Source organism: Paraburkholderia sp. Ac-20347, from assembly GCF_017104805.1.
Taxonomy (GTDB): Bacteria; Pseudomonadota; Gammaproteobacteria; order Burkholderiales; family Burkholderiaceae; genus Paraburkholderia; species Paraburkholderia tropica.
Window position 1 is genome coordinate 1 of the sequence record NZ_JAAGPN010000100.1, and the last position, 12,518, is coordinate 12,518.

Sequence of the window (12,518 nt, forward strand, 5' to 3'; positions counted from 1 at the left end):
GCGGCAGACGCAGCAGCGCCCACGGCAGACCGTCGAGCGCGCCGAGCGCCATCGCGAGGCGGTCGAGCAATGCATGCGCGGCGTGCAGCGCGAAAGCGTCGAGCGGCGCGGGCAAGACCGCGCCCGCCAGCACGGTCGGCGTGACCAGCATGCTGACCCAGGGAATCGCGAAGGCGTTCGCCAGCGGCCCGATCAGCGGAATCTGCAAGAACCAGTACGCGGTGAGCGGCGCAAGCGCCAGCGTGACCGCCCATTGCACGCGAGCACCGTCATGCAGACGGGCCGCTAAACGCCTCGCGGCGCGGCGCCAGCGCTGCCAATCGGCGAGCGGGGCAAAGCGTTCTCGCCAGGGTCCACGCGGCACCTCATCCGCCAGCGGCTCCTTCTCGCGCATCGGATCGACTTCATCTGGCGTGGGTTCGGCGTCGTCTTCGCGGCGCATGCGCGGCACGCCGCTGGCCGCATACAGAATCGCAGCGACGGCGCAGAACGACAGCCAGAAGCCCGGCGCGGTCACCGCCCACGGATCGCGCAGCAGCACGAGCCCGAGCGCCCACGCCAGCACGTGCGAGCGCGACACCTCGCGCGAACCCAGCAGCGCCACCGCCGCCACCGCAAGCATCCAGAGCGCGCGCTGCACCGGCACGTTGAATCCGGCCAGCGCGGCATACGCCGCTCCCGCGCACAGCGCGCCCGCCAGCGCCACTTTCTGGGCCGGCACGACGAGCGGCGCTTCGATGCCACGCCAGCGCCCACGCCGCCAGAGCGCGCCCGACAGCCAGCCCGCAAGCCCCGCGACAAAGGCGAGATGCAGCCCCGAGATCGCGACAAGATGACTCGTGCCGGTATTGCGCATCAGTTGCCAGTCGGCGTCGCTGACGTCGTCCTGTGCGCCGGTCGCGAGCGCCACGACAATGCCGCGATGCGGCGCGTCCGCCAGCACCTCGCCGATACGCGCACGCACCGCCGCGCGCCTGCGCTCGATGGCAATGCCGATGCCCTGCGCGTCGCGATCCAGACGTTGCGCGTGCGCGGCGTCGCTGACGTAACCGGTCGCGCGCACGCCGCGCGCGAGCAAGGCCGCCTCTGTATCGCGCAGATCGAAATTGCCTTCGCCGTGCGCCGGTTTGAGCCGCACCGTCAGCCGCCAGCGCGCGCCGGGCACGAGCGGCGGCACGGGCGCGTCGCGCGCGATCCAGTTCAATTGCAGCAGACGCGACAAGTGCGAGAAACGCAAACCGCTCGCCGTAAGTTCGCGCCCCGGCCAGGATTCCACCGCGAAGAGAAAGCGCGCCGAGCCTTCACCGAAGGCAGGCATCCGCGCGATATACCCGGTTACGTCGACGTCGCGCGCCTGCCAAGCTTCGGGCAACGATTCGGCCAGGCGGATTTCCGCGCGCCACGCCGCATAACCGAACCCGACACACGTTGAAGCAAGCACAAGCGCGGCCCAGCCCACAGCACAACGCGCAATACGCCCGCGCGCACCCCACCGCCCGATCCACACGCCGCCGATCGCCGCGCCCAACATCAACGCGATCAATCCGCACCACGCACCGCGCCCCGGCAACGCCGCCTGCTGTTGCAGCGCGATCACGCCCAGCGCGAAACCGCACCACATCGCCCGCATAGCGCCTCCGCGAAACGGCGGCGCAAGCCCTCACACCCTGCCGTTTCGCGCGCCACCCATGCGGAAATTATGCCGACGAAAGCGCGAGCCGCGGCAGCGCGGCCGTCGCGTTAGCCGTTGTGCCAAGGGCGATATCCTCGGGCGTCACGCCCCGCAAGGCCGCGAGTACGGCGCCGATGCGCGGCACCTGATCCGGCGTGTTGCGCTGCTTGTAGAGCCAGGACGGCGAGATGTCAGGCGCGTCGGTTTCCATCACGATGGCATCGAGCGGCAACTGCTCCGCGAGCCGGCGAATCTGCAACGCGCGCTCGAAGGTCAGATTGCCGCCGAAACCCAGATGCATGCCCTGCTCGATGAACGCCTGCGCCTGCTGAAAACTGCCGTTGAACGCGTGCGCGATGCCGCAGCGCACGCCGTTGCGGCGCAAGCCCTTGAGCACCTGATCCTGCGACTTGCGCACATGGCAGATCGCGGGCAGCTCGAATTCGCGCGCAAGCTTCAACTGCGCGTCGTAGATAAATTGCTGACGCTCGGCGTCGAGCCCCGGCACGAAAAAATCAAGACCGATTTCGCCGATGCCCACGAACTTCGGATCGTCGAGACTCGCTTCGATCTCGGCGCGCAGTGCGTCGATGTCCTCGTCGCGCGCCTGCGGCGTATAGAGCGGATGAATCCCGAGCGCGTAGACCGCGCCCGGCGTGCGCCGCGCGAGCGCGCGCACGGTCGCGAAGTTCTCGCGCGCCACTGCCGGAATCACGATGCGCGCCACGCCCGACGCCTGCGCCGCCGACGCCACCGCGTCGCGGTCCGCGTCGAATTCGCCGGCATCAAGATGACAATGCGTGTCGATCCACATGGTTACGCGCTCCTGCCGCAAACGGCGAACGTCATCGAAATAGACCCAAAAACAAGGCCCGCGAATCACGCGGCAGAACTGCGGCGCAACTCGCGGGCCCGAGGCGTGGCGCAAGGCGACGCCGTTGCTGCGCCTAGACCGGCAGAACCGGCTCCTCGTGCAGCATGCCTTCGCGCAGACGCACGATGCGGTCGCAACGCGCCGCGAGTTCGGGATCGTGTGTGACGATCACGAAGCTCGTCTGGAACTGGTCCGAGAGTTCGAGCATCAGGTTGAACACCGTGTCCGCGGTACTGCCGTCGAGATTGCCGGTCGGTTCGTCCGCGAGCACGCACGCGGGCCGCGTGACCAGCGCACGCGCGATCGCCACGCGCTGGCGCTCGCCGCCCGAGAGTTCGCCCGGACGATGACGCGCGCGATGCGCGAGGCCCACGCGATCGAGAATCGCCATCGCCTCGCGGCGCGCATCCTCTTGCGGCATGCGGCGAATGCGCAGCGGCATCGCCACATTGTCGAGCGCCGAGAATTCCGGCAGCAGATGATGGAACTGATAGACGAAACCGAGCGCGCGGTTGCGCAGATCGTTGCGGTCGCGTTCGGACAGTTCGGTGAACGGCTTGCCGAGCAGCTTCACGTTGCCGGTGCCCGGTTCGTCGAGACCGCCGAGCACGTGCAGCAGCGTGCTCTTGCCCGAACCCGACGCGCCCACGATCGCGAGCTTTTCGCCGCGCTTCACGGAGATTTCGGTGTCGTGCAGCACCTGCACCGAGAGCGCGCCCTGGCCGAACACCTTCGAAATGCCGTGCGCCTCGATCACATACGGATAGTCGCTTGCCACGCCGCTCATGATGTTGTTTTTCGCTTGACGATCATTCATAGCGCAGCGCCTCCGCCGGTCGAACCTTGGCCGCGCGCCAGCTGGGATAAAGCGTCGCCAGCGCGGACAGCACGAACGCAATCAAACCGATGCGGATCACGTCGCCGGCGACGAGTTCCGAAGGCAGTTCACTGATGAAATAGACCGAGGGCGGCAGGAACTGCACGCCGAGCAGATGCTCGATCATCGGCACGAGCCATGGAATGCTCCACGCGATCAGGCAGCCGAGCGCGACGCCGATGGCCGTCCCCACGAAGCCGATCGTCACGCCCTGCACCACGAAGATCTTCATGATCGAGCCAGGCTGCGCGCCGAGCGTGCGCAGAATGGCGATATCGGCCTGCTTGTTGGTCACCGTCATCACCAGCGACGACACCAGATTGAACGCCGCCACCGCGATGATCAGCGTGAGGATGATGAACATCATGCGCTTCTCGATCTGCACGGCCGAGAACCACGTCTTGTTCTGCTGCGTCCAGTCGCGAATATAAAGATCGCCCGAGAGCGTGTGCACGAGCTGCCGCGCGACGGCGGGCGCGCGCTGCATGTCCTTCAGGCGCAGGCGCACGCCGCTGGGCGCGGGCAGGCGGTAGAGCACTTCGGCGTCGCGGATGTTCACGAGCGCGAGCGTGCTGTCGTACTCGTAATGCCCCGATTCGAACACGCCCACCACAGTGAACTGCTTCAGACGCGGCAGCATGCCCGCCGGCGTAATCGTGCCTTCGGGCGCGACGAGCGTGACCTTGTCGCCCTTCGTCACGCCGAGATTCACGGCCAGATCGGAGCCGAGCACGATGTTGAAGCTGCCCGGCGTCAGATCGTTCATGGTGCCGATCTTCATTTCCTTGCCGATGTCCGAGACCTGCGGCTCTTCCGAGGGCTCGACGCCGCGCAGCGCCACGCCGTTCACGCTGTCACCGCGCGTAAGCAGCGCCTGGGCGTCCACGTAGGGCGCCGCGCCGATCACCTCGGGATTGGTCTTGGCCTCTTTCGCGGTCAGCTGCCAGTCGGGCATCGAACCGGTGGGCGAGAAGATTTCGACGTGCGCGAGCACCGAGAGCATGCGGTCGCGCACGTCGCGCTGGAAGCCGTTCATCACGGAGAGCACGACGATCAGCGCCGCGACGCCGAGCGCGATGCCCGACATCGAGATCAGCGCGATGAACGAGATGAAGCCATTGCCGGTCGTGCGCTTGCCGGCGCGGGTGTAGCGCCAGCCTATCTGCCATTCGTAGGGAAGTTTCAAGCGAATCCTTTAAAGCGTCTTCGTTGCGCGGGCATGGGCGCGCGGGTTGCGTCGCGAACTTACGTTGCGATCACGTCGATGCGGGACCATCGCTGCGTGCGCCGCCCGATTTCCGTGCCGGAACATGTCCGCGACCAAGCGCGAAGTTTGCCACACTACGGGGGTCTCACGGACTTTGCGCCGTCTCGGGCCGCCTGTGCCCGCCCCATCTGCGCCCCTGTTCCTTGGATGCGGATTCGGCGCGCAGGTGCCCGTCGGTCACGCAGATCGTCGGTAAGTCACTGATTCGTATGGCACGGCACGCCAAAGCCGTGCACCGGCCGCGCTGAATGCGCCGCCCGACGCGCCCAGCAGCCGCGAGCGCCGAAGTACAATGCGCACCATGCCTGCCGACCGCCTCCATCTCCTCGTGCCTTTCGCGCTGCCGTCCGCGGCTGTCGCACCGACCGCCCTCGCCGGCCTGCAGTTTCCCGCGCTCTCGAAGCTGGTCGCGCGCGCGTCGCTCGGCGAGCAGGTGATCGGGGAAGATTTCCAGCGCACGCTGCCGCATGAGCGCTGGGTCGCGCGTCAGTTCGGCGCGCTCGGCGACAGCGCTGCGAACACGAACGCCAACGCCAATGGCGCCAGCGCCGACGACGAAGCGCCGCTCGCGCCCTGGATGCTGCTCGCCGACGGCGGCACGCCCGGCGACGCCACGTGGGCCTGCATCCAGCCCGTGCACGTGCGCATCGCGCACGATCACCTGGTGCTGATCGATCCCGCCTCGCTCGAACTCACCGACGCCGACGCCGCCACGCTGTACGCCATCGCCCGCCCGCTGATCGAAGAACTCGGCGTGCGCGTCGAAGCGCCCACGCCGCAACGCTGGTATCTGTCGAGCGACCAGTTCGGCACGCTCGCGGGCGCGTCGCCGCTGCGCGCGAGCGGCCGCAATATCGAAATCTGGCTGCCGCACGAGGCCCATTCGGGCCAGCGTTCGCGCGCGTGGATGAAGGTGCAGAACGAGGTGCAGATGGCCTGGTTCGAGCATCCCGTCAACGAAGCGCGCGAGGCGCGCGGCCTGCCCGCCGTCAACTCGATCTGGTTCCACGCGCAAGGCGCGCTGCGCCCGGTGCGCAAGCCGTTTGCGCGCGTGCAGTCCGATGCCGCCGCCACGCGCGGCCTCGCCATGGCGTCGGGCGCGGCGCTGGCCAGGGCGCCGGCCGATTTCGCCACGCTGAAAACCACGCTCGATGCCGCCGCGAGCGGCATCACGCTGGTCGAGCTCGATCCGTTCTCGGCGGCGTATATCCAGCAGGACTGGGGCCGCTGGAACGCGGCCTTCGAGCAGATCGAACGCGACTGGTTCGCGCCCGCGCTCGACGCGCTGCAGGCCGGCGAGCTGAACCAGCTCGACGTCACGCTCTGCGGCGACACCGGCTCGGTCACGCTCGCGCTCACGCGTGGCGACCTGCGCAAATTCTGGCGACGCCGCGAGTTCGCGTCGCTCTTCATCGAATAATTTCCGAAGTCGTCCGCATGACCCGAATCGTCACCCGCGCCTGCTCTCCCGCCGACACCGAAGTGCTGATCCGTCACGGCCTGCACCCGGTGCTCGCGCGCCTCTACGCGTCGCGCGGCGTCAGCCAGCCCGACGACATCGAAACCGGCCTCGGCCGCCTGATTCCGCCCGCCGGCATGAAAGGCCTCGACGAGGCCGCCGCGCTGCTCGCCGACGCGCTCGAACAGAAGCGCCGCATGCTGGTGGTCGCCGACTACGACTGCGACGGCGCGACCGCCTGCGCGGTGGCCGTGCGCGGACTGCGCATGTTCGGCGCGCAGATCGACTATCTGGTGCCGAATCGCTTCGAGTACGGCTACGGCCTCACGCCCGAGATCGTCGCGCTCGCTGCGCAGCGCAAGGGCGGACCGCCCGACCTGCTGATCACCGTCGATAACGGCATCGCCAGCGTGGAAGGCGTGGAAGCCGCGAACACGCTCGGCATCGACGTGCTCGTGACCGACCACCATCTGCCCGGCGACGTGCTGCCGGCCGCGCGCGCGATCGTCAATCCGAATCAGCCGGGTTGCGAGTTTCCGAGCAAGTGCATCGCGGGCGTCGGCGTGATGTTCTACACGCTGCTCGCGATGCGCGCCGAACTGCGCCGCCGCGGCGCGTTCGCCGACGGCAAGCCCGAGCCGCGACTGGACGGCCTGCTCGATCTGGTCGCGCTCGGCACGGTCGCCGACGTCGTCAAGCTCGACGGCAACAACCGCGTGCTGGTCGCGCAGGGTCTGCAACGCATCCGCAACGGCCGCATGCAGCCGGGCATCGCCGCCCTGTTCCGCGCCTCGGGCCGCGACGCGAAAAGCGCCTCGGGCTTCGACATGGGTTTCGCGCTCGGGCCGCGCCTGAACGCGGCGGGCCGCCTCTCCGACATGTCGCTCGGCATCGAGTGCCTGACCACCGACGACGTGGGCCGCGCCTGGGATCTCGCCCAGCAGCTCGACGCGATGAACCGCGAGCGCCGCGAGATCGAGGCCGGCATGCAGCAGCAGGCGCTCGCCGATCTCGCCGACATCGATCCGCAGGACGGCGCCACGCTCACGCTGTTCAACGAAGGCTGGCACCAGGGCGTGATCGGCATCGTCGCAGGACGGCTCAAGGAGAAGTTCCACCGCCCGTCCTTCACCTTCGCGCTCGCCGACGACGACGGCGCGCTCGTCAAGGGCTCGGGCCGTTCGATCCCCGGTTTCCATCTGCGCGACGCCGTCGACCTGATTTCCAAGCGCGAGCCGGGCCTGATCCACAAGTTCGGCGGCCACGCGATGGCCGCAGGCCTGACGATCGCGGCCGCCGACGTGCCGCGCTTCGCCGCCGCCTTCGAGCGCGTGGGCCGTGAATGGCTGACCGCCGAGGCGCTCGCGCGCACCGTGGAAACCGACGGCGATCTCGAAGACGCCTATTTCACGCCCGATTTCGTCGAGATGATCGACGCCGCCGTGTGGGGCCAGGGCTTCCCGGCGCCCGTGTTCGCGGGCGAATTCGAGGTGGCGTCGCAGGCGCTCGTGAAGGACAAGCACCTGAAGCTGCAACTGCTGCGCGGCCGCCAGCGCTTCAACGCGATCTGGTTCAACCACACCGAGCCGCTGCCGCAGCACACGACCGTCGCCTATCGCCTCGTGCGCGACACGTGGAACGGCGTTTCGCGCGTGCAACTGGTGGTGGAGCACGCGGCGCTCTGACCGGCGTGGACGAGAGGCCACGCATGGGGTCGCCGCGCCCTTGATGCATGGCCAATCGGCTATAATTGCGTGTTTTACACGCCGGATCACGACACAAATGGAAGCGGAACGTCTCAACGCGATCGAAGCCCTCTTGGCGGACCTGCGCGCACGCGCGGGCGAGCTCCGGGGGTATCTTTGACTACGACGTAAAAGCCCGACGGCTCGTCGAAGTCAATAGCGAACTCGAAGACCCCAACGTCTGGAATGACTCCAAGCACGCACAGGGTCTCGGCAAGGAAAAGAAACTGCTCGAAGGCGTCGTGCATGTGCTCGACGGTATCGAGAACGACGCGCGCGACGCGCAAGACCTCTTCGAGATGGCACGCGAGGAAGGCGACGAGGACACGCTCGTGGCCTGCGAAAGCGACGCCGCTGAAATCGAAAAGCGTATCGCCGACGTCGAGTTCCGACGCATGTTCGCGAACCCGGCCGACCCGAACAACGCCTTTATCGACATCCAGGCGGGCGCGGGCGGCACGGAAGCCTGCGACTGGGCGTCGATGCTGCTGCGCCAGTACGTGCGCTACTGCGAGCGCAAAGGCTTCAAGACCGAAGTGCTCGAAGAGTCCGAAGGCGACGTGGCCGGCATCAAGAGCGCGACCATCAAGGTCGAAGGCGAGTACGCCTACGGCTTCCTGCGCACCGAAACCGGCATTCACCGCCTCGTGCGCAAGTCGCCGTTCGACTCGTCGGGCGGCCGTCACACGTCGTTCTCGTCGGTGTTCGTGTATCCGGAAATCGACGAATCGTTCGAGATCGACGTCAATCCGGCCGACCTGCGCATCGACACGTATCGCGCTTCGGGCGCGGGCGGTCAGCACATCAACAAGACCGACTCCGCCGTGCGTATCACGCACATCCCGTCGGGCATCGTCGTGCAGTGCCAGAACGACCGCTCGCAGCACCGCAACCGCGCCGAAGCCATGGCCATGCTCAAATCGCGCCTGTACGAAGCCGAAATGCGCAAGCGCCAGTCGGAGCAGGACAAGCTCGAAGCGGGCAAGTCGGACGTGGGCTGGGGTCACCAGATCCGCTCCTACGTGCTCGACAACAGCCGCATCAAGGATCTGCGCACGAACGTCGAAATCAGCAACACCAAAGCCGTGCTCGACGGCGATCTCGACGCGTTCATCAGCGCAAGCCTGAAACAGGGCGTGTAAGCGGCGCCAGCGTCCGCCGCCCTCTCCCGCCGTGCCGCCGCCCGCGTCTTTCGAGACGCGTGGCGCGCGCGGCGGAACCGAATTTCCCGAACCCCGAGCCATCATGACCGAACCGACCCAGCCGAATACGGCCGCCGCAGCGCCCGACCTGGACGACAACCAGATCATCGCCGAGCGCCGCGAGAAGCTGCGCACGCTGCGCGAAGCGGGCGTCGCCTATCCCAACGACTTCCGCCCGACTCACCACGCCGCCGACCTGCAGCGCGACTACGCCGACACCGACAAGGAAGCGCTCGAAGCGAATCCGCTCGAAGTCGCGATCGCCGGCCGCATGATGCTCAAACGCGTGATGGGCAAGGCAAGCTTCGCCACGGTGCGCGACGGCTCGGGCCAGATCCAGTTCTTCATCACGCCCGCCGACGTGGGCGAGACGACCTACGACGCGTTCAAGAAGTGGGACCTCGGTGATATCGTCGCCGCGAAGGGCGTGCTGTTCCGCACCAACAAGGGCGAACTCTCGGTGCGCGTGACCGAGCTGCGTCTGCTCTCGAAGTCGCTGCGTCCGCTGCCGGACAAGTTCCACGGTCTGTCGGACCAGGAAATGCGCTACCGCCAGCGCTACGTCGACCTGATCGTCACGCCGGAATCGCGCGAGACGTTCGTGGCGCGCGCCAAGGCGATCTCGTCGGTGCGTCAGTTCATGGCCGGTTCGAACTTCATGGAAGTCGAAACGCCGATGCTGCACCCGATCCCGGGCGGCGCGGCGGCCAAGCCCTTCGTCACGCACCACAACGCGCTCGACATGCAGATGTACATGCGCATCGCGCCCGAGCTGTATCTGAAGCGCCTGATCGTCGGCGGCTTCGAGCGCGTGTTCGAAATCAACCGGAATTTCCGTAACGAAGGCGTTTCGCCGCGTCACAATCCGGAATTCACGATGATGGAGTTCTACGCCGCGTACACCGACTACACGTGGCTGATGGACTTCACCGAACAGTTGATCCGCCAGGCCGCGATCGACGCGTCGGGCACCGCCGTGCTCACGTATCAGGGCCGCGAACTGGATCTGTCGAAGCCGTTCCATCGTCTGACGATCGTGCAGGCGATCCAGAAGTACGCGCCGCAATACACGACCGAACAGCTCGCCGATGCCGCGTTCCTGCGCACGGAACTGAAGAAGTTCGGCGTCGACGCGAACCAGCCGCAGTTCCTGAACGCGGGCGTGGGCGCGCTGCAACTCGCGCTGTTCGAGGAAACGGCCGAGTCGCAACTGTGGGAACCGACCTACATCATCGACTACCCGGTCGAAGTCTCGCCGCTCGCGCGCGCCTCGGACACGACGCCGGGCATCACCGAGCGTTTCGAGCTGTTCATCACGGGCCGCGAAATCGCCAACGGCTTCTCGGAGCTGAACGATCCGGAAGACCAGGCCGCGCGCTTCAAGAAGCAGGTCGAGCAGAAGGACGCCGGCGACGAAGAAGCGATGTTCTACGACGCCGACTACATCCGCGCGCTCGAGTACGGCATGCCCCCGACGGGCGGCTGCGGCATCGGCATCGACCGTCTGGTGATGCTGCTCACCGATAGCCCGAGCATCCGCGACGTGCTGCTGTTCCCGCACCTGCGCCGCGAAGACTAAGCGACGCCTGCTAGACAGATGCGCCAAACGGGGCGCATGCGGTTCACGCCGCATGCGCCCCGTTTTTTTTGGGTGGCCGCGTGGCGTGCGCGTCGGGTGTTTGTAACTATCGGTAAAAGCTGCCGCTTGGTTTTGCGCGATTTCCGCGTGCCAAATGGGCATGCGGATTGCGGCAGGACGGAAAACCGCGCCGGGCCAAGCCGTGCGGCGATCGGGATTTCATCGATGCGTTACCGGTTCGTCGCGCTCGCAGGATGGGTTACAAAATGAAACGCCCGTGCCACGGCTTTGGCTCACACTGGTTTTGACCCAAGCTTTTGAGCCAACTCTGCAAAAGACGGAGCCTGTCATGAACGAACTCGATCCGAAAACCACGACCACCTCTACGCCCACCACTACGCCCGACACGTCCAGCAAACGCCGTCTGCATCCGCTCGTCGCGACTGCGGCGGGTGCGGTGATCGTCGCGAGCCTCGCGGCCACGGCGGCGATCACTGGCGTATTTCCCAAGGCCTCCAGCACGTCCGAACAGAACGCCCAGTCGCAGACCGGCCAGACCACGCTGATGGCAACGCCGACCGCCACGCAGGATTCCACGCGGCCCGCGACCGGCGCGCAATATGCGCAAAACGGTGCGCAAAACACCGCGCCCGCCGAGCCGCAACCCGCTCCGGCGGCGGCTCAGCCGACGCAACCGGCCGCGCCCGCGCCGCAGTACGCGCAACAACCGCAACAAGCCGCGCAGGAAGCGCCGCCGCAACCGGCGGCCTGCGCCTCGTGCGGCGTCGTCGAAGCGATTTCGGCGGTCAAGCAGGAAGGTCACGGCACCGGTATCGGCGCGGTGGGCGGCGCGGTGGCGGGTGGCGTCGTCGGCAATCAGTTCGGCCGCGGCGGCGGCCGCACCGCAATGACGCTGCTCGGCGCGCTAGGCGGCGGTCTCGCGGGCAACTCGGTCGAAAAGCATATCCGCAGCACGACGGCCTATTCGGTGCGCGTGCGCATGGATAGCGGCAAGATGCGCTACTTCACCTATCACGAAGCGCCGCCGTTCCAGCAAGGCCAACGCGTGCGGATCGAACGCGGGGCGCTCGAAGCGGCCTGAGGTCGTCTGAACCCAGCCGCGTCTGCAAACACAGGCAAACAAAAAGGCGATTCGCCATCACAGCGAATCGCCTTTTTTATTCAGACCGCGCCGCAGCGCGGAGCCTTCATCGACCGGAGCGATCAGTAATCGGCGTCTTCAATCCACGCCGCCTGGATCGCTTCGAGGATCCGCTCATTCGAGCTTTGCGGATCGTCGTCGAAACCTTCGAGTTCCGTGATCCAGCGATGCAGATCGGTAAAGCGCACATACTGCGGATCGACTTCGGGATGCGTGTCCGTCAAGGCCATTGCGATGTCCTGCGTATCGGTCCATTTCATGGCTGTGCGCTCCTCTTCGGGTGGATCAGTGGTTTTCCTTGGCGTGGTTGATCGAGTAACGCGGGATCTCGATCACCAGGTCGTCTTCCGCCGGCACGAGCGCCTGGCACGACAGTCGCGAAGTGGGCTCCAGACCCCAGGCCTTGTCGAGCAGGTCGTCTTCGGCTTCTTCCGACGGTTCGAGCGCGTTGAAACCTTCGCGCACGATCACGTGACAGGTCGTGCACGCGCACGACTTCTCGCAGGCGTGTTCGATTTCGATGCCGTGTTCCAGCAGCGCGTCGCACACGCTTTCACCCGGCTTGGCGTCGATGACCGCGCCCTCGGGGCACAGTTCGACATGGGGCAGCACCACGATTTGAGGCATTGTGATTTCCGTATCCAATAACTTTCAATTCGGGCGCGCCCCGCCTGACGGCGG

General features: G+C 66.7%; 11 protein-coding genes. 5 read left to right on the top strand and 6 right to left on the bottom strand.

Annotated features, from left to right (window positions below; all coding sequences use genetic code 11):
* The 4 genes from G3N97_RS19650 to G3N97_RS19665 form a co-directional block, all read right to left on the bottom strand.
* Positions 1–1,630 (bottom strand): ComEC/Rec2 family competence protein (locus G3N97_RS19650; protein ID WP_205994713.1); only part of this gene is annotated, 1,630 nt, incomplete at its 3' end.
* A gap of 67 nt (positions 1,631–1,697) precedes the next feature.
* Positions 1,698–2,486: a TatD family hydrolase gene (locus tag G3N97_RS19655; protein ID WP_205994714.1), complete on the bottom strand. Its 789-nt coding sequence runs from the start codon at positions 2,484–2,486 to the stop codon at positions 1,698–1,700.
* 133 nt (positions 2,487–2,619) lie between these two features.
* A complete protein-coding gene (lolD, locus tag G3N97_RS19660) occupies positions 2,620–3,363 on the bottom strand; it encodes a lipoprotein-releasing ABC transporter ATP-binding protein LolD (RefSeq protein WP_205994715.1) in 744 nt (247 codons plus the stop codon).
* On the bottom strand, positions 3,356–4,609 hold the full coding sequence (locus G3N97_RS19665; RefSeq protein ID WP_205994716.1) for a lipoprotein-releasing ABC transporter permease subunit: 1,254 nt from the start codon (positions 4,607–4,609) through the stop codon (positions 3,356–3,358). Before G3N97_RS19665 ends, lolD begins: the two co-directional genes overlap by 8 nt.
* A gap of 373 nt (positions 4,610–4,982) precedes the next feature.
* Between G3N97_RS19665 and G3N97_RS19670 the strand changes: the two genes are divergently transcribed.
* The 5 genes from G3N97_RS19670 (at position 4,983) to G3N97_RS19690 (ending at position 11,777) form a co-directional block, all read left to right on the top strand.
* Complete coding sequence (locus tag G3N97_RS19670; protein ID WP_205994717.1) at positions 4,983–6,110, top strand: regulator; 1,128 nt, start codon at positions 4,983–4,985, stop codon at positions 6,108–6,110.
* A 17-nt stretch (positions 6,111–6,127) separates the two neighbouring features.
* A complete protein-coding gene (gene recJ / locus G3N97_RS19675; protein ID WP_205994718.1) occupies positions 6,128–7,834 on the top strand; it encodes a single-stranded-DNA-specific exonuclease RecJ in 1,707 nt (568 codons plus the stop codon).
* A gap of 97 nt (positions 7,835–7,931) precedes the next feature.
* A protein-coding gene (prfB, locus tag G3N97_RS19680) for a peptide chain release factor 2 (protein WP_110328271.1) occupies positions 7,932–9,036 on the top strand; the annotation gives its coding sequence in 2 pieces (ribosomal slippage) (positions 7,932–8,012 and positions 8,014–9,036; 1,104 coding nt in all).
* A gap of 103 nt (positions 9,037–9,139) precedes the next feature.
* Positions 9,140–10,675 carry a lysine--tRNA ligase gene (gene lysS / locus G3N97_RS19685; protein WP_205994719.1) on the top strand — a complete coding sequence of 512 codons (1,536 nt, stop codon included), beginning with the start codon at positions 9,140–9,142 and terminating at the stop codon, positions 10,673–10,675.
* Between the two features lie 349 nt (positions 10,676–11,024).
* Positions 11,025–11,777, top strand: a complete 753-nt coding sequence (locus G3N97_RS19690; protein ID WP_205994720.1) for a glycine zipper 2TM domain-containing protein — start codon at positions 11,025–11,027, stop codon at positions 11,775–11,777.
* 122 nt (positions 11,778–11,899) lie between these two features.
* Here the strand turns inward: G3N97_RS19690 and iscX are convergent, their stop codons facing one another.
* Positions 11,900–12,097 (bottom strand): Fe-S cluster assembly protein IscX, encoded by a 198-nt coding sequence (iscX, locus tag G3N97_RS19695; RefSeq protein WP_065060262.1) that lies wholly within the window; start codon positions 12,095–12,097, stop codon positions 11,900–11,902.
* Positions 12,098–12,122: 25 nt separating this feature from the next.
* Positions 12,123–12,464: an ISC system 2Fe-2S type ferredoxin gene (fdx, locus tag G3N97_RS19700; protein WP_065060263.1), complete on the bottom strand. Its 342-nt coding sequence runs from the start codon at positions 12,462–12,464 to the stop codon at positions 12,123–12,125.
* Positions 12,465–12,518: the final 54 nt, after the last annotated feature.

Excerpts from the sequence above, each read along its gene's own strand:
- G3N97_RS19655 (WP_205994714.1), bottom strand. The coding sequence starts at position 2,486 with ATGTGGATCGACACGCATTGTCATCTTGATGCCGGCGAATTCGACGCG.
- lolD (WP_205994715.1), bottom strand. The coding sequence starts at position 3,363 with ATGAATGATCGTCAAGCGAAAAACAACATCATGAGCGGCGTGGCAAGC.
- G3N97_RS19670 (WP_205994717.1), top strand. The coding sequence starts at position 4,983 with ATGCGCACCATGCCTGCCGACCGCCTCCATCTCCTCGTGCCTTTCGCG.
- recJ (WP_205994718.1), top strand. The coding sequence starts at position 6,128 with ATGACCCGAATCGTCACCCGCGCCTGCTCTCCCGCCGACACCGAAGTG.
- lysS (WP_205994719.1), top strand. The coding sequence starts at position 9,140 with ATGACCGAACCGACCCAGCCGAATACGGCCGCCGCAGCGCCCGACCTG.
- G3N97_RS19690 (WP_205994720.1), top strand. The coding sequence starts at position 11,025 with ATGAACGAACTCGATCCGAAAACCACGACCACCTCTACGCCCACCACT.
- iscX (WP_065060262.1), bottom strand. The coding sequence starts at position 12,097 with ATGAAATGGACCGATACGCAGGACATCGCAATGGCCTTGACGGACACG.
- fdx (WP_065060263.1), bottom strand. The coding sequence starts at position 12,464 with ATGCCTCAAATCGTGGTGCTGCCCCATGTCGAACTGTGCCCCGAGGGC.